At 63.8% G+C, this 19,673-nt stretch carries 21 protein-coding genes; 14 read left to right on the forward strand and 7 right to left on the reverse strand.

The features are described from left to right. Positions 1-127: 127 nt before the first annotated feature. The 5 genes from ACFOJ9_RS27710 to ACFOJ9_RS27730 form a co-directional block, all read right to left on the reverse strand. On the reverse strand, positions 128-1,765 hold the full coding sequence (locus ACFOJ9_RS27710; protein ID WP_378983427.1) for a copper resistance CopC/CopD family protein: 1,638 nt from the start codon (positions 1,763-1,765) through the stop codon (positions 128-130). Positions 1,766-1,816: 51 nt separating this feature from the next. Beyond that, positions 1,817-2,335, reverse strand: coding sequence for a YcnI family copper-binding membrane protein (locus ACFOJ9_RS27715; protein WP_378983428.1), 519 nt, complete (start codon positions 2,333-2,335; stop codon positions 1,817-1,819). 41 nt (positions 2,336-2,376) lie between these two features. Then, positions 2,377-2,916, reverse strand: coding sequence for a copper chaperone PCu(A)C (locus ACFOJ9_RS27720; RefSeq protein ID WP_378983431.1), 540 nt, complete (start codon positions 2,914-2,916; stop codon positions 2,377-2,379). 97 nt (positions 2,917-3,013) lie between these two features. Continuing rightward, a complete protein-coding gene (locus ACFOJ9_RS27725) occupies positions 3,014-3,370 on the reverse strand; it encodes a DUF2946 family protein (protein WP_224700342.1) in 357 nt (118 codons plus the stop codon). Between the two features lie 197 nt (positions 3,371-3,567). Further along, positions 3,568-4,470 carry a GntR family transcriptional regulator gene (locus ACFOJ9_RS27730; RefSeq protein ID WP_378983435.1) on the reverse strand — a complete coding sequence of 301 codons (903 nt, stop codon included), beginning with the start codon at positions 4,468-4,470 and terminating at the stop codon, positions 3,568-3,570. 227 nt (positions 4,471-4,697) lie between these two features. Between ACFOJ9_RS27730 and ACFOJ9_RS27735 the strand changes: the two genes are divergently transcribed. The 6 genes from ACFOJ9_RS27735 (at position 4,698) to ACFOJ9_RS27760 (ending at position 12,466) form a co-directional block, all read left to right on the forward strand. Next, the gene (locus tag ACFOJ9_RS27735; protein WP_378983438.1) at positions 4,698-6,203 is read left to right on the forward strand and encodes a UxaA family hydrolase; all 1,506 of its coding nucleotides are present in this window, start codon (positions 4,698-4,700) and stop codon (positions 6,201-6,203) included. Positions 6,204-6,373: 170 nt separating this feature from the next. Beyond that, positions 6,374-7,372 carry an aldo/keto reductase gene (locus ACFOJ9_RS27740; protein WP_378983440.1) on the forward strand — a complete coding sequence of 333 codons (999 nt, stop codon included), beginning with the start codon at positions 6,374-6,376 and terminating at the stop codon, positions 7,370-7,372. Positions 7,373-7,709: 337 nt separating this feature from the next. After that, entirely contained in the window at positions 7,710-8,702 is a 993-nt protein-coding gene (locus ACFOJ9_RS27745) for an ABC transporter substrate-binding protein (protein ID WP_378983442.1), read from the forward strand. A 158-nt stretch (positions 8,703-8,860) separates the two neighbouring features. Then, positions 8,861-10,414 carry a sugar ABC transporter ATP-binding protein gene (locus tag ACFOJ9_RS27750; RefSeq protein ID WP_378983444.1) on the forward strand — a complete coding sequence of 518 codons (1,554 nt, stop codon included), beginning with the start codon at positions 8,861-8,863 and terminating at the stop codon, positions 10,412-10,414. Then, a complete protein-coding gene (locus ACFOJ9_RS27755; protein WP_378983446.1) occupies positions 10,411-11,376 on the forward strand; it encodes an ABC transporter permease in 966 nt (321 codons plus the stop codon). Before ACFOJ9_RS27750 ends, ACFOJ9_RS27755 begins: the two co-directional genes overlap by 4 nt. A gap of 70 nt (positions 11,377-11,446) precedes the next feature. After that, positions 11,447-12,466 carry a zinc-binding alcohol dehydrogenase family protein gene (locus ACFOJ9_RS27760; protein ID WP_378983449.1) on the forward strand — a complete coding sequence of 340 codons (1,020 nt, stop codon included), beginning with the start codon at positions 11,447-11,449 and terminating at the stop codon, positions 12,464-12,466. A gap of 155 nt (positions 12,467-12,621) precedes the next feature. Here ACFOJ9_RS27760 and phnF read toward each other — a convergent pair whose 3' ends face one another. Further along, on the reverse strand, positions 12,622-13,371 hold the full coding sequence (gene phnF / locus ACFOJ9_RS27765) for a phosphonate metabolism transcriptional regulator PhnF (RefSeq protein ID WP_378983452.1): 750 nt from the start codon (positions 13,369-13,371) through the stop codon (positions 12,622-12,624). 136 nt (positions 13,372-13,507) lie between these two features. On the opposite strand from phnF, the gene phnG reads away from it, so the two are divergent. The 8 genes from phnG to ACFOJ9_RS27805 all read left to right on the forward strand — a co-directional run bounded on the left by phnG (position 13,508) and on the right by ACFOJ9_RS27805 (position 19,309). Further along, a complete protein-coding gene (gene phnG / locus ACFOJ9_RS27770) occupies positions 13,508-13,969 on the forward strand; it encodes a phosphonate C-P lyase system protein PhnG (RefSeq protein ID WP_378983455.1) in 462 nt (153 codons plus the stop codon). Continuing rightward, the gene (gene phnH / locus ACFOJ9_RS27775; RefSeq protein ID WP_378983457.1) at positions 13,969-14,580 is read left to right on the forward strand and encodes a phosphonate C-P lyase system protein PhnH; all 612 of its coding nucleotides are present in this window, start codon (positions 13,969-13,971) and stop codon (positions 14,578-14,580) included. The genes phnG and phnH overlap by 1 nt, the downstream gene beginning before the upstream one ends. A 1-nt stretch (position 14,581) precedes the next feature. Then, positions 14,582-15,694: a carbon-phosphorus lyase complex subunit PhnI gene (locus tag ACFOJ9_RS27780; RefSeq protein ID WP_378983459.1), complete on the forward strand. Its 1,113-nt coding sequence runs from the start codon at positions 14,582-14,584 to the stop codon at positions 15,692-15,694. Beyond that, positions 15,691-16,110, forward strand: coding sequence for a FosX/FosE/FosI family fosfomycin resistance hydrolase (gene fosX / locus ACFOJ9_RS27785; RefSeq protein ID WP_378983461.1), 420 nt, complete (start codon positions 15,691-15,693; stop codon positions 16,108-16,110). Before ACFOJ9_RS27780 ends, fosX begins: the two co-directional genes overlap by 4 nt. After that, positions 16,107-17,006, forward strand: a complete 900-nt coding sequence (locus ACFOJ9_RS27790) for an alpha-D-ribose 1-methylphosphonate 5-phosphate C-P-lyase PhnJ (protein ID WP_378983464.1) — start codon at positions 16,107-16,109, stop codon at positions 17,004-17,006. Before fosX ends, ACFOJ9_RS27790 begins: the two co-directional genes overlap by 4 nt. Further along, positions 17,003-17,779 (forward strand): phosphonate C-P lyase system protein PhnK, encoded by a 777-nt coding sequence (gene phnK / locus ACFOJ9_RS27795; protein WP_023760811.1) that lies wholly within the window; start codon positions 17,003-17,005, stop codon positions 17,777-17,779. The genes ACFOJ9_RS27790 and phnK overlap by 4 nt, the downstream gene beginning before the upstream one ends. Positions 17,780-17,987: 208 nt before the next feature. Beyond that, positions 17,988-18,695, forward strand: coding sequence for a phosphonate C-P lyase system protein PhnL (gene phnL, locus ACFOJ9_RS27800; RefSeq protein WP_378983467.1), 708 nt, complete (start codon positions 17,988-17,990; stop codon positions 18,693-18,695). Continuing rightward, positions 18,692-19,309 carry a DapH/DapD/GlmU-related protein gene (locus ACFOJ9_RS27805; protein WP_378983469.1) on the forward strand — a complete coding sequence of 206 codons (618 nt, stop codon included), beginning with the start codon at positions 18,692-18,694 and terminating at the stop codon, positions 19,307-19,309. The genes phnL and ACFOJ9_RS27805 overlap by 4 nt, the downstream gene beginning before the upstream one ends. A gap of 52 nt (positions 19,310-19,361) precedes the next feature. On the opposite strand, the gene ACFOJ9_RS27810 is transcribed toward ACFOJ9_RS27805, so the two are convergent. Beyond that, positions 19,362-19,667: a hypothetical protein gene (locus ACFOJ9_RS27810; protein ID WP_378983472.1), complete on the reverse strand. Its 306-nt coding sequence runs from the start codon at positions 19,665-19,667 to the stop codon at positions 19,362-19,364. Positions 19,668-19,673: the final 6 nt, after the last annotated feature.

Below are 19,673 nucleotides of genomic sequence, written 5' to 3' on the forward strand. Positions count from 1 at the left end.
GTTCGGGCCCGCGATTTGCGGGGATGCCCATTCTTCAAGGGATGATTGACGGGCCTTTCGGGCCGCGTCAACCACCTCGCCGAATTGTGTTGCACGGATGGTCGGCCAAGCTCTTGCCGGTCCGGCCCTACGGCCTGATGTCGACGGGCGCCTCGATCTTCACCATCTCGAAGTCCGAGACCAGGATGTCGATGCGCACCGTCCACCGGCCGGGCACCGGGATGACGAGGTTGTCGACACGCCAGCTGCCGTCGCCGGGCTTGGACGCCGGGCGCTTCAGCGGCTCGATGCCGGACTCGGGCTTCGACAGCACCAGCGTCACCTCCTTGGCGTCGAGCGGGCCGAAATCGCCGCTCATGATGATCATCGAGGCAATGACCGGCCCGGCATGGCCAGGCGTGATGCTGAGATCCGCCATCGCTTGCAGCGCGTGGATATGGACCGACACCGGTTGCGCCGCCGCGATCGCCAAGGCCCGTGGCGGCGGTGTGAAGCGCCAACCCGCGGCAACGCCGAAGATGGCCAACACGATCAGCAGTTCGACGCCGATCGAGCGGACCAGCCTGCGCTGTACCTCTGTCGATCCGGCCTCGGCCGACGCGGTGAGTTTCCAGCGATTGACGGCGGCGAGCGTGAAGAGAAAGACCAGCAGCCCGAGCTTGATCAGCAGCAGCCGGCCGTAGGCGGTATTGACCAGCGCCGCGGGTGTCTGCACCTGGATGACGGCGAGAACGATGCCGGCAGCGGCAAGCATGGTCACCACAGGCAGGATCATGCGTGAAAACCGCCGCAGGAATGGCGCGGCCTTCGCCGATTGCCCCTTCAGCGCCAGACCGAGCGGCACCAATGCACCGGCCCAGAAGGCGATGCCGACGCCGTGCAGGAACACCATCGGCCGTGTCAGCCATTGCGGCTCGGCGGCACTGGCATGGCCGCTGGCGGCAAGGGCAATCCCAACCCCGGCCAGGCCGGCCAGCGCGAATGGTTTGGCGGTGGCGCGGGGGCCGGCCAGCGACAGCAGGCCGAGCCCCAGCGCGATCAGCGCGACCAGCACCGTCCAGCCGAAACTGGTGCCGAGCCCGGTCCGCCAGATGACCGGCTGCGCCAGATGGGAGAGCGGTGCGCCGAGCGCATCAAGCCCCTGCAAGCCGAGCGACAAGGGCGCCGCGACAAGTCCGCCCAGGATTGCGGCTGCAACGAAGCGCTGTCCGGCGCGGCCACCCCGGGCCAGCCAGGCGAGGGCGAAGGCGCCGCCGACGCCGAGGAAAAGGCCAATGTAAAGAAAGACCTTGCCGAGCCAGATGGCCGACCGCGACGGCCAGTCGACGGCTTCGGACACGGCCGGCGGCGCGCTTGGCGCGCCGATGGAAAACAGTAGGGAACCGCCGACCGGATGGCCGTCGGCCGAAATGACGCGCCAGCTCAGCACATGCGTACCGGACGCAAGCTTCTGGGGATTGTCGATCTCGACCGTCTGGTCGCTGAGCCGGACTGACGTTAGCGGGACCGGCGTTCCGTCGGGCTTCACCAGGGTCAGCACCAGTGGCGACACCGGCTCACTGAAGGTCAGCGAGAACTGTGCCGGCCCCTGTTCCAGCACCGCGCCGTCAGCCGGATCGGTCTTGATCAGCGCGGCATGGGCAAAGGCCTGATTTGGCACGGCAAGGCTGGCAAGAAACACGATCATGGCCAACAGGCCGACGACAAGCTGGCCGGCGCGTTTACCGGTCATGAAAGCCGTTTGCAGGAAGGGGGTCGTGCTCATGTCACCGCCACAAAAAGGCGGCGCGCTTTTCCGAGCGCGCCGCCCGAACGATCATTTCTTCGGCAACAGCTTGATGCCGGGTGCCGGGTTTTCCAGCGCGTCCTCATCCTGACCGGCTGCCGGGATCTCGATCCAGCGATCGGCCGCGCCATCGCATTCCTGCACCACCGGGAAGTAAAGTTTTTGGCCCACCGGGAGATCCGCCGTCAGCGTCGCGCGAAAGACGAACTCGTCGTAGAATTCATCCGGCAGGCTGCCGCCGCTCCAGTCGACTTCCTGGACTCCATCGGTCACCGCCTGACCGTAGAGCTGGTATGATTTCTCGTACTTGCCCTTCTTGGTCTGCAGCGTCCAGCCAGGCTTCGGCATCGGTTTCACCGCGATCACCCCTTCCGGGATCTGCACACGCACGGCGGTCGTCGCCTTGCCGTCGCAACCATGCGGCACACGCAGGACCGCCTTGTAGGTCGAGCCGACGGCAGCCTCCTGGGTTTCGAGCGTGATATGCGCGAAGGCGGCACTCGTCCCGAGCACGAAAAGTGCCGCGGCCGACAAAAGATACTTGTTCATGATGGTCCCTCAGATCCTCAAAATTTGTCTAACTGGCCCGATCAATTGGCGTGATCGTCCATGGCGCCACCACCCATGCCTTCGACGGCGAAATCGACGCTGACGGCGCCGGCCTTTTCGAAGGTCAGCGTGGCGGAAAACTTTTCGCCCTGCTTGGGTTGCCGCTTCAGGCCGATGAACATCAGATGATAGCCACCAGGCGCAAGGGCCACCTTGCCGCCGGCCGGAATTTCCAGGCCGCCAGCAACCGGCCGCATGGTCATGACGCCATCCTTGACGCTCATCTCATGCAGTTCGGCTTTTTCAGAAATATCGGAGGAAATCGACACCAGCCGGTCCGGCGCACTGCCATTGTTGGTGATGGTGAAATAGCCGCCGGCCACCTTGGCGCCGGCCGGCGTGGCGCGCGACCAGGGATGGCCGATATCGAGATCGCCGACCTTGAACTCATGCGCGAAGACGGACTGGGCGCCGACGAACAACAGCGTAAGAGCCAGCACGGCAATGCCGACACGCTCTTCGATGCTGCGTAGAATGCTGCCGAGCATAGGACGCGCGGCGTCGGGGAAAAAATAGGACATGGTTGCTCCATGAAGTGATGGTCGCGCCGTTGCCGGTCGCGAGCCGTTCGATCTTTGGATGGGTACGCCCACGAAAGGTTCCGCCGGGCAAACAGGCTCAGGCCGTCAGCGGCGGCGCGCGCGGGTTCGACGGCGAACGCTCACGCGCGAAGTCGAGATGGATGGCCGCCGGGAAGACAAAGGCAACCGTTTCGAAGGAAAGGCTACCCAGCGCCAGGCCTGCACCGGGCGGTGGCGCAAAGGCCGCCGAAACCATGCTGCAGCCGAGCACGCAGCACGCGGGCAGATGGGACGGCGGCTGGTTGCCGCCCGGAAGCTGGGTTGCGCCCTCATGGGTACAGATGACGTTGCCGAAGGCGTCGAGCTGCGATGCGTTGGGACCGGCGCCAAAGGCGAAGGCACCAAGCGTCGACTGGAGCAACAGCAAGTAGGCCGCGACAAGCGCGACCGGCATGTTCCACCGTCTCCTCGATACGCCCAAAGCCCTGCCTCTTCGCAGCAACGTACCATACCTAGCACGGGGCTGGCGGGTGGAAAATCGCCAAATCGCCGCTGCGGCAACGCGGCATATCAATGCATGTCGCCCAAAAGTGTGCGGCGGTTTTTGGGACAACGACATGCATGAAACAAGACCCTGAGCCGCGACGCGGCTCAGGATTTTTGTGGCGGCCGGCTTTCCGGGATCGAGGTCAGCAATGTCTGGCGCGCCGATTTCAGGTGCTTGCGGCAGGCGGCATCGACCTTGCCGAGGTCGCGCGATTTCAGCGCCTCGATATAGGCCAGATGCTCACCGATCGCGACTTCGTTGCGCTCGCGTTCCTGCGCCTTGTTCCACTGGTAGTGGTAGTGGAAGATCATGGCGATGACATCGTAGAAATCGACGATGAAGCGGTTACGCGATGCCCGGTGGATGAGCCGGTGGAAGCGCTCGTCCAGCTCGGAGAATTCGTTGAAGCGGGTGGCGATCCCGCTTGCCAGCTGGCGATGCTCGTCTTCCAGACGGTCGAGATCAACCCAGACCGCGCTGTCCTGAGGCAGAGCGGCAAAGGCGGCCGCCGAGCGCAGTTCGAACATTTCGCGGATTTCGGTCAGCTCCAGCGCGAAGGCGCGCGTAAAGCCCTTTAGCACCCAATGGCTGTTGCGGCGCTTCTCGATCAGGCCAAAACGGGAGAAGCGGATCAGAAACTCGCGCACGCTGGTGGTGCCGACGCCGATCTCACGCGCCAGTTCGAGTTCGTTGATCTGCATGCCGGCCTCGGCGCCGCCGGCGAGCAGCCTGCGCATGAACGACCGCTCGATGATCTCGGCCAGCGTGTCGGTCTCTTCTTCGGGGAAGAAATCATCCGGACGCGGTTCGCGCAGCACCGTCTTGGCGCGTTTGTTCCAGGCGATCAGCCCTGTCTCTTCCATGCGCGCAAGAATGGTGCGGACGGTCGTACGGCTGACGCCAAGCAAGGTGCCCAGTTCCGGCTCCGAAGGCAGGCTGCGCGTTTCGTCGAGCAGCCGCAGGCAGCGGTTGTAGGCATCCTTGTAGACGTTGTTGCTCTTCGACATCCCTGACCCGTTGCACGCCGTCGCTTGCGGCGGCCGGTTTGAAGCGCAATATGACGTTCCCATGGCCCTGAGAAGCGAAATCGCTTCCCGGAACAACCAAGGACATGCGGAACTCCCCACGAAAAAACAATTGACGCAAAACTGTTTTTTCACGATAAAAGACATTATCTCTAAACAGACGCGTGTCAATCCGTCCGCGCAACCCAGGATCACCCAGGAAACCGCCCGTGAACGCCTCCAACTGCATTCTTCTGTCCCCTGCCGACAATGTCGCAGTCGCCAACGGCCGCATCGAGATCGGCACCGCGCTGCCGGGCGGTGCCGTCGCCAGTGCGCTGATCGAGCCCGGGCACAAGGTGGCGATCAAGCCGATCGCCGCCGGCGAGGCCGTGGTCAAATACGCCCAGGCGATCGGTCGCGCGACACAGGATATTGCAGCGGGCGAGCACGTTCATTCGCACAATCTGGTTTTCGAATCCGGCCGCTTGCCGGTCGTGCCGCCGAGCGAGGCCGAGCACGCGACAGAGGCCGACCGCGCCCGCACCTTCATGGGCTATCGCCGCGCCGACGGCCGCGCCGGGACCCGCAACTTCATCGGCATCGTCGCCAGCGTCAATTGCTCGGCCACCGTCTGCCATTCCATCGCTGACACCGCCAACCGGACGCTGCTGCCGAAATATCCCGGCATCGACGGCTTCGTGCCGATCGTCCACGGCCAGGGCTGCGGCATGAGCGGCACCGGCGACGGCATGATGGTGCTGCACCGCACGCTTGCGGGCTATGCCCGCCATCCGAATTTCGGCGGCGTGCTGATGGTCGGCCTTGGCTGCGAGGTCAACCAGCTCACGCTCTACGGCCAGAAGGGCGTCGCTGCCGGCAAACGCCATTTCAACATCCAGGACGCCGGCGGTTCACGCAAATCGGTGGAAAAGGCGATGCTGGTGCTGGCCGAAATCGCCGAGGAAGTCGGTCAATTGAAACGTGAGCCGATCCCGGTCAGCGAGATCGTCGTCGGCCTGCAATGCGGCGGCTCCGACGGCATGTCGGGCATTACAGCCAATCCGGCGCTCGGCGCTGCCGTCGACATCCTGGCCGGCGTTGGCGGCATCGGCATCCTCTCCGAGACCACGGAAATTTACGGCGCCGAACATCTGCTCGCCTACCGCGCGGCAACGCCGGAGATCGCGCAGAAGCTCGACGGCTTCGTGAAATGGTGGGAGGACCATGTCGCCAAGCACGGCGCCTCGATCGACAACAACCCTTCGCCCGGCAACAAGCGCGGCGGCCTGACCACCATCCTGGAGAAATCGCTCGGCGCGGTCGCCAAGGGCGGCCAGACGCCGCTCAACGGTGTCTTCGGCTACGCCGAAAAAGTCACAGGCAGCGGATTGGTGTTCATGGACACGCCCGGCTACGACCCGGTCTCGGCCACCGGCCAGGTGGCGGGCGGCGCCAACGTCATCGTCTTCACCACCGGCCGCGGCTCCTGCTTCGGCTGCCGTCCGACGCCGTCGATCAAGGTCGCCACCAACTCGACCATGTATCACCAGATGGAAGAGGACATGGACGTCAATTGCGGCGTCATCGCCTCGGGCGAAAAAACCATCGCCGGCATGGGCCGCGAGATCTTCGAACTGATCGTCGAGACGGCTTCCGGCCGCAAGACCAAGAGCGAGGATTTCGGCTATGGCGACAACGAGTTCGTGCCCTGGCATCTTGGCGCAACGCTTTAGCAGGCTGTTGAAAAAGGATCGGAGATACCCGGTTTGACTCTGATTTGTGCTTGGTCTGATTCTGATACGTTCCGTGAACAAAACAGTTTTTCAACAGCCTGTTAGATTAGATTGTACTGATATCGAGTAGATTGCCGAGTCGAGCAACGGCTGGCACCGGGGAGGTTTGCATGAAAAAACGCCGCGTCGGCAAGACCGCTCTGGAGGTCACCGAGGTCAGCTTTGGCGGCGCGGCACTTGGCGGTCTCTACCGCGCCTGTTCGCGCGAAGCGGCGATGGAGACGCTGCAGGGCGCCTGGGAAGCCGGCCTGCGCTATTTCGACACCGCACCCTTCTATGGCTTCGGCTTGTCGGAACGACGCTTCGGCGACTTCCTGCGCTACAAGCCGCGCGATTCCTATGTGCTATCCACCAAGGTCGGCCGGTTGTTCCGCCCGGTGCCCGACGACCAGGTTCCCGATCATTCCTATGTCGATCCACTGCCCTTCGGGCTCGACTACGACTATTCCTATGACGGCATCATGCGGTCGGTCGAGTTCAGCTATGCGCGGCTTGGCCTCAACAAGATCGACATCCTGTTCGTCCACGACATCGGCGTCTACACACACGGTGTCGAGAAGACCAAGCTGCACTTTCGCGAGCTGATGGATGGCGGTCTCAAGGCGCTCGAAGAGTTGAAACGGTCCGGCGTCATTTCCGCTTATGGGCTCGGCGTCAACGAGGTGCAGATCTGTCTCGACGTGATGCGTGAGGCGCCGCTCGACTGCATCCTGCTTGCCAGCCGCTATTCCCTGCTCGACCGCAGCGCCGAAGCGGAGTTGCTGCCGTTATGCCGGTCGCAACAGACGTCCCTGGTCATCGGCGGCGTGTTCAACTCCGGCATCCTGGCGACCGGGCCGGTGCAAGGCGCGCATTTCGATTATCGCCCTGCCAGCCATGACGTGCTCGACCGCGTCGGAGCGATGGAACGGATCGCTGCCGAGGGCGGCTATCCGCTGGCGGCCGCCGCGTTCCAGTTCCCCTTGCATGAACCCGCGGTCGCCACCGTGCTGACCGGCACCGCCAAGCTGGCAAATCTGACGCGCAACCTCGAACTGCTCGACATCGACGTGCCGGAGACAGAATACGCCAGATATCGCCCCTATACGCTGGTGCAGGAGCTGGCGTGAAACGCGCATCCACCCCGCGGTGAACGGTGATCCGGGTTTCACATTCTTGCGATCCCATAAAAGAATGAACATTCCATATTGACGAATGTGTGGAATTAATATTCCATACAATCACGGAACGGAAACGGAGCGTTTGACGGCGGCAAGGGAGGAGCAGCGCGGTGGATCTGCTCCTGCCAGACCTCGGCAGAACTGGCGTGAAACACCGCTTGCATCGGCTGGATCGATGCACTATCAAAACATGGCAACTGTTTTTTATTGATAAAGTTCTGTTTGGCGCACGCCTATCCAGACGGAGCTTCCGTAACGTTCACCGGGCGACTTAGGGAGGAACCTCATGAAATTCGTGACCAGCATTCTCAACCGCCGCGCAGTCATGGCGCTGGCAGCAGCTTCGATGCTCGCCGGCGTCATGCATTCGGCGCCGGTTTCGGCGGCGGACGTGACCATTCCGATCATTGTCAAGGACACCACGTCGTTCTACTGGCAGATCGTTCTGGCCGGCGCCCGCAAGGCCGGCAAGGATCTCGGCGTCAACGTGCCGGAACTCGGTGCCCAGGCTGAAACCGACGTCAACGGCCAGGTCTCGATCCTCGAGAATGCCGTTGCCAGCAACCCGGCGGCCATCGTCATTGCGCCCACCGAGTTCAAGGCGCTTGGCAAGCCGATCGATGAAGCCGCTGCCAAGGTCAAAATTATTGGCATCGACTCCGGCGCCGACTCCAAGGCCTTCACCTCGTTCCTGACCACCGACAACGTGCAGGGCGGCCGCGTCGCTGCCGATGGCCTCGCAGCCGCCATCGGTGCCGCCAACGGCGGCAAGATCGAGGGTGACGTCGCCCTGATCACCAACGCACCGGGCGCCGGCTCGCTCGAACAGCGCAAGCAGGGGTTCACCGAACAGCTGGCCGCCAAATATCCGGGCCTCAAGCTGGTCGCCGACAAATATGCCGACGGCCAGGCCACCACCGGCCTCAACATCGCCACCGACCTGATCACCGCCAACCCGAACCTCAAGGGTATCTTCGCCTCCAACCTGATCATGGCGCAGGGCGTCGGTCAGGCTGTCGCCGAAAACAGCCTTGGCGGCAAGCTGGCGCTGGTTGGTTTCGACAGCGACGAGAAGCTGATCAAGTTCCTCAACGACGGCGTCATTTCCGCCCTCGTCGTCCAGGATCCCTACCGGATGGGCTATGACGGCATCAAGACCGCGCTCGCTGCCTCGAAGGGCGAAAAGGTCGAGGCCAATGTCGACACCGGCGCCAATCTGGTGACCAAGGACAACATGAAGGACCCCAAGATCGACGCGTTGCTCAACCCGAAGCTCTAAGCCGTCGCATCCGCAATCGTCTCCGGGGCGCCGCGCCCCGGAGACATAAGCTGCCGGCACAAACGGCTTGGCAATCCACAAGCTTAAGCTAGGCTGTTTTCGAGGCATATCCTTGCCTCGCCACGTGCCAATCGTGCGGCCAATCTGGGAGGATTGTCATGATTTCGACGGCGCAGGAACTGCATCCGGCACCCGTGCTGGAACCAGGGCGCACCATCCTCGAATTGCGCGGGCTGGAGAAGCGCTATCCCGGCACCCACGCGCTGAAGCCGGTCAATCTTGCTTTCAAGTCCGGCGAGATCCACGCCATCGTCGGCGAGAACGGCGCCGGCAAATCCACGCTCATCAAGCTTTTGACCGGCGTCATGCCGCGCACCTCCGGCGAGGTTATCTGGGAAGGCCAGCCGGCAGCGCTCGCGACACCGCATGAGGCGATGGCGCTCGGCATCAATGCCGTGCATCAGGAAGTCGTGCTCTGCCGTCATCTGACGGTCGCCGCCAACATGTTCCTCGGCGAGGAAAACTCTCGCTTCGGCATCCTGCAGCAGCGCGCCATGGTCAGGCAAGCGCAGAAGATCATCGACGACCTCGGCTTCGACCTGCCGGCGCATGTCACGCTTGGCGACCTGACCATCGGCCAGCAACAGCTGATCGCAGCGGCCCGCGCCACCGTGCGCGGCACCAAGTTCCTGATCTTCGACGAGCCGACCGCCTACCTCACCCGCAAGGAGGCCGACCAGCTCTTCACCCTGATCCGCCGGCTGAAAGGCGAAGGCGTGACGATCATCTACATCAGCCATCGCATGGAGGAGGTGTTCGAACTCGCCGACCGTGTTTCCGTGCTGCGCGACGGCACGCTGGTCGGCACCCGCAACATCGCCGAGACCAACGATGCCGAGCTGGTCAAGATGATGATCAACCGCTCGATCGAGCAGGTTTATCACAAGGAGCATTTCACACCGGGTGCCGCGATCATCGAGGCAAGAAACCTGTCCGGCAAGGGCTTCGAGAATGTTTCGATGACAGTTCGCGCCGGCGAGATCGTCGGACTCTACGGCCTGATCGGCGCCGGGCGCAGCGAGTTCGTCACCACGCTTTACGGCCGCCACCGCAAGTCTGCCGGCCAGATCCTCTGGGAAGGCAAGGATGTTCAGGTCAAGTCCGAGCATGACGCGATCAAGCTCGGCATGGCGCTGGCGCCGGAAAGCCGCCGCGACCAGGGCCTCTGCCTCAACCTGCCGGTCGGCCTCAACCTTAACCTGCCGATCTACAAGCGCATTTCGAACAATCTGCTAATTTCGAGCGCGCAGGAGAAAACGCAAGCCGATCGCCAGATCGCCGATCTGCGCATCAAGACGCCAACGCGTGGCGCGCTGGCATCCAGCCTGTCGGGCGGCAACCAGCAGAAGATCGTCATCGGCAAATGGCTGGCCCACGGCGCCAAGCTGTTCATCTTCGACGAGCCGACGGTCGGCGTCGATGTCGGCACCAAGGCCGAGATCTACCGCCTGTTCGGCGCGCTGCTGTCTAAAGGCGCCGGCATCATCCTGATCTCGTCCTATCTGCCGGAAGTCTATGAACTCGCCGACACGCTGCATGTGTTCCGGCGCGGCAAACTGGTGGCGACGCACGGTTTCCGCGCCGCCAGCCACGAGGACATTCTCACGCAGGCGCTCGCCGAGAAACAAGAAAAGCTGGGAGGACAGATATGAGCACCGAGGCGATTGCTGTCGAAAAACCGAAGCGCAACTATAACGTCCTATTTGGGCTGACGCTTTTGGCGCTGCTGGTGCTGCTGTGGATCGTGCTTTCCGTGGCGACACCAAGCTTCGCCTCCGGCAACAACATGGCCAATCTTCTGCGCCAGGGCTCGATGATCGCCATCATGGCGGTCGGTCAGACCTTCGTCATCATCACTGGCGGCATCGACCTGTCGGTCGGCGCCGTGGTCGGCTTCGCCACCGTCGTCGTCGCCATGATGATCAACGCCGGCTTCCCCATCTGGCTAGCCATCCTGGTGACGCTGCTGGTCGGTGTTGCCATCGGCATGTTCCACGGCTTCGGCATCGTCAAGATGGGCCTGCCGCCCTTCATCATCACATTGGCGACGCTGACCTCGCTGCGCGGCATCGGCCTTTTGATGACCAACGGCAATTCGATCAACATCAACAGCGACACCTTCACCGCGTTCTCGCGCAATTCCTTCATCGGCATCCCCAATTTGTTCTGGATGGTGATCCTGGTCGGCATTCCGGCCTATATCTTCCTGCATCACAGTCGCTGGGGCCGGTATCTGTTCTCGGTCGGCTCCAATGCCGAGGCGTCGCGCCTGTCCGGCGTCAATGTCCAGCGCACCATCTACATGGCCTACACGCTATCCGGCCTGTGCGCGGCCTTCGTCGGCGTGTTGCTGGCCGCCCGCATCGGCATCGGCAACCCGACCCAGGCCGAGGGCTGGGAACTGCAGGCGATCGCCTCGTCGGTCATCGGCGGCACCTCGCTGTTCGGCGCCGTCGGCTCGGTGCACGGACCGCTGCTCGGCGCCTTCATCCTGGCCACCATCAACAACGGCGCCAATCTGCTCAACGTCAACTCGTTCTGGCAGCGCATCATCACCGGCGCGCTGATCATCATCATCGTCTATTTCGACGGGCTACGCCGCCGCGGCAAGTGAGCCAACCCCACAATCAATCGCCGGCCCGACATCACTGCCGGGCCGGCGATTTCACAGACTGGATTGAAGCATGAAAGCCGTCGTCTGCCGCTCGCCCGGCGACCTTGTCCTGGAAGACCGTCCCGCGCCCGGCGCGCCACCCGCCGGCTGGGCGCTGGTGGCGGTCAGCCATGTCGGCATCTGCGGCACCGACTACCACATCTTCGAGGGCAAGCATCCGTTCCTCGCCTATCCCCGCATCATGGGCCATGAAGTATCGGGTATCGTGGTGGAGACCGGCGAAGGCGTCGAACTGGCCGTTGGCGAACCGGTCGTCATCAACCCCTATCTTTCCTGCGGCAAATGCATCGCCTGCCGGCACGGCAAGCCGAATTGCTGCGTCAGAATCGAGGTCCTCGGCGTGCATCGCGACGGCGCCATGTGCGAACGGATCCTGGTGCCGGCGCAAAATCTCTATCCGGCCAACGGCCTGTCGCTGGCCGACGCCGCTGCTGTCGAGTTCCTGGCCATCGGCGCGCATGCCGTGCGGCGCTCACGCGCCGATCCCGGCGCCCGCACGCTGGTCATCGGCGCCGGCCCGATCGGGCTCGGCACCGCCATCTTCGCCCGCATTGCCGGGCTCGACGTGACGCTGCTCGACATGAGCAGCGAAAGGCTCGCCTTTGCTGCGAACGAGCTTGGTTTCCAGATCCTCGACGGCTCGCGCAGCGCGGTGCCCGATCTGGTCAGGGAAGCGACATCAGGCGAAGGCTTCGATGTGGTCTTCGACGCCACCGGCAACACCCAGTCGGTGCAGTCGGCCTTCGCGCATGTCGCGCATGGCGGAACGCTGGTGCTGGTCTCCGTCGTCAAGGACGACATCAGCTTTTCCGATCCGGAATTCCACAAACGCGAGATGACGCTGATCGGCAGCCGCAACGCGCTGCGCGCCGACTTCGACCATGTCGCCGCCTCGATCCGCAACGGCGCCGTGCCGCTGGCCAAGCTCGTCACCCACCGCACCACGCTCTCCGGCACGCCGCGCGATCTCGCTCGCTGGGCGCATGAGAAGTCCGGCCTGATCAAGGCTGTGATAGAGGTGGGGTCATAACATGGCAGACGGTGAACCCGGCCCGAATTGACGACGCCCCGCGCAGGTCGAAGGCGGTCCTCAAACGCCAAGCCGCTGACAAGTGAGCGCGACCGAGCTGGTCTGGTATCAGCGTGAGTCAGACAAATCACGGTCTCGTATTAGGCCGGCACAACCTACAGCGCCGACAGCTTCAGCTCCACCCGTTCGGCCGGGAACCGCGACTCCGAAAACTGGATCGGCTGGCCGTCCGGCGTGACGTTGACGGCGACCGTGACCAGCACGATGGCGCCCGGCTGCAGGTCGAGGTCGGCAAGGTCAGCCGCATCGGCATGGCGCGCCGACAGCACGGTCGATTGCCTGAGATAGTCGTCAATGCCGAACCGCGCCAGCGAGGCTGTGATCGAACCGGTCTCAGCCATCGCGGCATCGATGCCGGCAAAGCGCCTGGCATCGAACCAGCCGGCAGCACGCGACACCGGCCGTCCATCGGCTTCGCCGCGCGTTTCCAGACGGATCACCTCAGCTCCCCTGGCAAGGCCAAGGCCCTCGGCGACGCGCTGGCTGGCCGGCTCGACCGACGAGGCGAGCAGGACGATGTGCCTTTCCGTCGTCTGCCCCTGCAAGCCTGTCGAAAAGCGTGTGCGCGCGCCGATCGGATAGGACAACCGCTTGCGCGACAGCACGAAGGTGCCGCGCCCCTGCTCGGCTCGCAGCACGCCTTCCTGCACAAGGGCTGATATGGCGCTGCGCACCGTGTGGCGATTGACGCCATAGCGCTCGGCCAGTGCCACCTCCGGCGGCAGCGCGGCGTTCTCGGCGAAATCGCCGATGGCGATCGCATGCAGGATCTTGTCGGCGATCTGCCGCCACAGTGAAACGCCGCTGCGCCGCTCGATGCTGTCCGCTGCCAGCCGCCCGACCATTGATTGCCCCCACCTTTCTAGCGCCCAGTCTTCTACTGCCTGTCATCCACCCGTCATGGACTCGCGCTAGATAATAGGTATAATTTGTATAGTTGTCTATATCAATAGACAAATTTAGCAAAGAGGACGATTGCTTATGCGAGGACAGGAAGCCCGCGACCAGGCCGAGCGCAAGGCCGCCATGGCAACCCTGGCGCAATCCAGCGGCGATGACATCGTGCGGCTCTGGAACGAGGCCGGACTGCCTTCGGACGCTGAACTGCTACGCGGCCCCGAGACCGGCCTTGTCACCCTGCGCGGCCGCATCGGTGGTGGCGGCGCGCCCTTCAATGTCGGTGAGGCGACCGTTACCCGTGCCACGGTCCGGCTGCCGTCCGGACAGGTCGGCCATTGCTATGCGCTTGGCCGCGACAAGCAGAAGGCGAGGCTGGCGGCCATCGCCGACGCACTATGGCAGGACCCTGCCCGCCGCGCCAAGGTCGAGACCGGGCTGATAGCGCCTCTGCGGTCGGCCCTGACCAAAGCGCATGAAAAACGCCGCGCCGAGACGGCGGCAACGAAGGTGGATTTCTTCACCATGGTTCGCGGAGAAGACTGATGGACATCGCAGCGCAATCGATCGAGGGCGGTTTCGCCGATCCTGTCTTCGACGCCCAGACCGTGTTCCGCGCGGTCATGGACGCGATGGCGCGGCCAGGCAGTGTACAGCCGCTGCCAGCCTTCGCCCGACCGCCGGCGCCGCTCTCGGCAACTGCCGGTGCCATCGCGCTGGCGCTGTGCGACAACGACACGCCGCTCTGGCTCGACCCGGCTCTGCAAGCTTCCACTGCAATCAAATCCTGGCTTGGTTTCCACACCGGCGCGCCATTGGCCAACACGCCGGCCGATGCACATTTCGCGCTGATCGCAGCACCCGCCGAGATGATGGCGCTCGATGGTTTTTCGCAAGGCACGCAGGACTATCCCGACCGTTCGACGACGCTGATCCTGCAAATCAGCGATCTCGTCTCCGGCACGCCGTTGTTGCTCGCAGGCCCCGGCATCGAAACCAGCGCCACGATCGCGCCGGCGCAGATGCCGCGCCATTTCGTCGAGCAGTGGAAGCAGAATATCAAGCGTTTTCCCCGTGGCGTCGACATCATCCTCGCCACCGCTGATGGCATTGCCTGCCTGCCGCGCACGACGCGCATCAAGACGATGGAGGCGTAAGATGTATGTCGCGGTAAAAGGTGGCGAAGCGGCCATTGCCAACGCTCATAGCCTGCTTGCCGATCGCCGGCGGGGCGACCGTACCGTGCCGGCACTTCGCCTCGACCAGATCGTCGAGCAGCTGGCGCTCGGCGTCGACCGGGTGATGAGCGAAGGCTCGCTCTACGACCGGGAACTGGCCGCACTTGCCATCGTCCAGGCACGCGGCGACATGATCGAGGCGATCTTCCTGGTGCGTGCCTATCGCACGACGCTGCCGCGCTTCGGCTACACCAAGCCGATCGACACCGCCAACATGCTGGTCGAGCGGCGTGTGTCGGCGACCTACAAGGACCTGCCCGGCGGCCAGCTGCTTGGGCCCACCTTCGACTACACCCACCGGCTGCTCGATCCCGAGCTTGCCGCGGGGGTCGATGTCGCCGAGCCCTTGCTGCGCGAGACGGAAGCGCAAGCCATGCCGCGCGTCTCGGCGATCCTAGCTCGCGAAGGCCTCATCGAACCCGATGGCGACATGCCGCAGGACCATGTCCCCGGCGACATCACCCGCGAGCCGCTGGAATTCCCGATGGCGCGCGACATCCGCCTGCAGGCGCTATCGCGCGGCGACGAGGGTTTCCTGCTGGCGCTCGGTTATTCCACGCAACGTGGCTATGCCCGCAACCATCCCTTCGTCGGCGAGATCCGCATCGGTGAGGTCGAGCTCGAACTCGACGTGCCGGAACTGCCCTTCGCTGTGCCGCTCGGCACCGTGCGGGTCACCGAGTGCCAGATGGTCAACCAGTTCAAGGGCTCAGCCAAGGCGCCGCCGCAATTCACCCGCGGCTACGGGCTGGTCTTCGGCCAGAGCGAGCGCAAGGCGATGGCGATGGCGCTCTGCGACCGGGCGCTGCGCGCCTCGGAGCTTGGCGAGGATGTCGTTGCCGCCGCCCAGGACGAGGAGTTCGTCATCTCGCATTCCGACAATGTCCAGGCGACCGGCTTCGTCGAGCATTTGAAGCTGCCGCACTATGTCGACTTCCAGGCCGAACTCGACCTCGTGCGCCGCATGCGCGCCGAGTATGACGCCCGCGAAAACCCAGCGAAGGTCGAAGAGAAGCGGGAAGCCGCGGAATGATCGAAGGCCTGTCCCACATGACTTTCATCGTCCGCGACCTCGACCGGATGACCAAGATCCTCGAGAGCGTATTCGACGCGCGCGAGGTCTATGCCAGCGACGCCAGGCAGTTCTCGCTGTCGCGCGAAAAATTCTTCCTGATCGGCGACATCTGGGTCGCAATCATGGAGGGCGAGCCACTACCGGAGCGCAGCTACAACCACATCGCCTTCAAGATCGATGACGCCGATTTCGACCGCTACGCCGAGCGCGTCGGCAAGCTTGGGCTGGAAATGCGCCCGCCGCGTCCGCGCGTCGAGGGCGAAGGCCGCTCGATCTATTTCTACGACGACGACAACCACATGTTCGAACTGCACACCGGCACGCTCACTGAGCGGCTGGCACGTTATGCCAAGGGACTGGAAGTCGCACCATGACCGACATTGCCACCTACAACTTCGCCTATCTCGACGAGCAGACCAAGCGGATGATCCGCCGGGCGATCCTCAAGGGCATCGCTATCCCCGGCTATCAGGTGCCGTTCGCCTCGCGCGAAATGCCAATGCCTTATGGCTGGGGCACCGGCGGCGTCCAGGTCACCGCCTCGATCATCGGCCCCGACGATGTGCTGAAGGTCATCGACCAGGGCGCCGACGACACCACCAACGCGGTCTCGATCCGTGCCTTCTTCAAGAAGGTCGCCAATGTCGCGGTGACGACCGATACCGCCAGCGCCACCATCATCCAGACCCGCCATCGTATCCCCGAGCATCCGCTGACGGCGGGCCAGGTGCTTGTCTACCAGGTGCCGATCCCCGAACCCTTGCGCTTCCTCGAACCGCGCGAGACCGAGACGCGCAAGATGCATGCGCTGGAGGAATACGGCCTCATGCATGTCAAGCTCTACGAGGACATCGCCAAGCACGGTCGCATCGCCACCACCTATGCCTATCCGGTCAAGGTCGAGGGCCGTTACGTCATGGACCCGTCGCCGACGCCGAAATTCGACAATCCCAAGATGCACCGCTCACCGGCCCTGCAATTGTTCGGTGCCGGCCGCGAAAAGCGAATCTATGCTGTGCCGCCCTTCACCGAAGTGGTCAGCCTCGACTTCGAGGATCATCCGTTCGAGGTCCAGACCTTCGACCAGCCCTGCGCGCTGTGCGCCGCCGAGAACGTCTATCTCGACGAGGTCATCCTCGACGACCATGGCGGCCACATGTTCGTCTGCTCCGACACCGACCACTGCGAGAAGCGGCGTGAAGACGGCCACCGCGGCCATCTTGCCCCGGAAACCCATCTTGCCCCAGGAAACAGGGAGCCGGCGCAATGACCGACGAACCGCTGCTGCGCGTCTCGGCGCTCTCCAAATTCTACGGCTCGCGCGTTGGCTGCGACAACGTCTCCTTCGACCTGTGGCCGGGCGAAGTCCTGGCTGTCGTCGGCGAGTCCGGCTCGGGCAAGACGACGCTGCTCAACTGCCTGTCGACACGGCTGCTGCCCAGTTCCGGCACCGCCAGCTACCGCATGCGTGACGGCCAGTTCCGCGAGCTCTATCGCATGAGCGAGGCCGAGCGCCGCTTCCTGATGCGCACCGACTGGGGTTTTGTCCATCAGAACCCGGCCGACGGCCTGCGCATGACGGTGTCGGCCGGTGCCAATGTCGGCGAGCGGCTGATGGCTGTCGGCGACCGCCACTACGGCAAGATCCGCGCCACCGCCGTTGACTGGCTGTCGCGCGTCGAGATCGACGAGGACCGCATCGACGACGAGCCCCGCGCCTTTTCCGGCGGAATGCGCCAGCGCCTGCAGATCGCCCGCAACCTCGTCACCGGGCCACGGCTGGTGTTCATGGATGAGCCGACAGGCGGCCTCGACGTCTCGGTGCAGGCCCGCCTGCTCGACCTGCTGCGCGGTCTGGTCACCGATCTTGGTCTGGCGGCCATCGTCGTCACCCACGACCTTGCCGTGGCGCGGCTGTTGTCGCAGCGCATGATGGTGATGAAGGACGGCCGTGTCGTTGAAAGCGGCCTTACTGACCGCGTGCTCGATGATCCGCGAGCGCCTTATACGCAATTGCTTGTTTCCTCGATTCTGCAGGTTTGACGATGGCGCTTGTACACCCCCCTCTGGCCTGCCGGCCATCTCCCCCGCAAGGGGGGAGATTGGATGTCACTCCCGGCTTCGCCACTCTCCAACGTTGCAGAAAAAGCGAGGCGAAGAGGCTGCCAATCTCCCCCCTTGCGGGGGAGATGCCTGGCAAGGCAGAGGGGGGTGCTGGCCCGCAAACGACTGAAGATCGGAGGGCCTTCTAATGCCAACCCCGCTTGTTGTCTCCGACGTCGCCAAGAGCTTCACCATGCATCTGCGCGACGGCATCAAACTGCCTGTTATCGCCGGTGTCTCGTTCTCGATCAGGGCCGGCGAATGCACCGTGCTCGGCGGCCCGTCCGGTGCCGGCAAGAGCTCGATCCTGAAGATGCTCTACGGCAACTACGCCGTCGACGAAGGCCAGATCATCGTTATGCACGATGACGGGCTGATCGACCTCGCCACCGCCAGCCCGCGCACCGTGCTTGCGGTGCGCCGCCGGACCATTGGCTATGTCAGCCAGTTCCTGCGCACCGTGCCGCGCGTCTCGGCGTTGGATGTGGTCGCCGAACCGCTGGTCGAGCGCGGCGAGGATCGCGAGATTGCCCGCGGCAAGGCACGCGCCTTGCTGGCGCAGCTCAATCTGCCGGAGAAACTCTGGGCATTGCCGCCTGCGACCTTCTCCGGCGGTGAGCAGCAGCGCGTCAACATCGCACGCGGCTTCATCACCGAGCACCCGATCCTGCTGCTCGACGAACCGACCGCCTCGCTCGATGCCAGGAACCGCGATGTCGTGATCGAACTCATCGCCGCCAAGAAGGCGGCTGATGTCGCCCTGCTCGGTATCTTCCATGACCACGACGTGCGCGAGGCGGTTGCCGACCGCGTCATCGACGTCACCGCTTTCGCTCCCGGAAAAATCGCCGCATGACCAGGAAGCTCTCGGAGACGCCGCTGGTCCATCCGACGGCGGAGGTGCAGAACTCGACGCTCGGCCGCTGGACCGAGATCGCCGACCGCAGCCGGGTGTCGGAAAGCGAGCTCGGCGACTATTCCTACATGATGCAGGATTGCGCCGTCTGGTGCGCCACGATCGGCAAGTTTTCCAACATTGCAGCCAGCGTGCGCATCAACGCCACCAACCACCCGACCTGGCGGCCTACGCTGCACCATTTCACCTATCGCGCCTCGGACTATTGGGACGACGCCGAGCACGAGAGCGAGTTCTTCGCCCAGCGCCGCGCCAGGCGGGTCACTATCGGCCACGACACCTGGCTCGGCCATGGCTCGACCATCCTGCCTGGCGTCACCGTCGGCGATGGCGCAGCGGTCGGCGCCGGCGCCGTCGTGTCGAAGGACGTCGCGCCCTACACCATCGTCGGCGGTGTGCCGGCCAAACCGATCCGCGAGCGCTTCGACCGCCGCACCGCCGAACGCTATCAGGCGCTTGCCTGGTGGGACTGGGACCATGCAAGGCTGCGCGCCGCGTTGGATGATTTTCGTTCGCTTGAGGCTGAGGCTTTTCTGGAAAAATACGGCGGATAAGCCATCACATCATCGTCATGGGCGAACCTGTTTCATTCATATCCCTGACACATCACCGGCGCAGGACGCGGCTTGGCGTAACGCACTGGCCGTGCCGTTCGGTTACCGGCATGCCGATCACGACGCTTACGTCTTCCACATCACCTTCGCTTACCAGGTCCAGCGTCTTGCGGATGATCGGGCCGCCGCATTGCGGGGCCGGTTCGATGATTGCCTGGCACTTTTCGAGCAGCAGGCTCCCGTAATCGAAATCAAGGCGCCCGCCTTCTGCAGCTTCAGGGACATGGAGCACTTCGAGGAACTGCTGGTCCTGGGCCGACCGTAACTCCACACCTGTGGAGCGTAACAAAACTGACATCACCGC

This window comes from Mesorhizobium cantuariense, from assembly GCF_042647205.1.
Taxonomy (GTDB): domain Bacteria; phylum Pseudomonadota; class Alphaproteobacteria; order Rhizobiales; family Rhizobiaceae; genus Mesorhizobium; species Mesorhizobium cantuariense.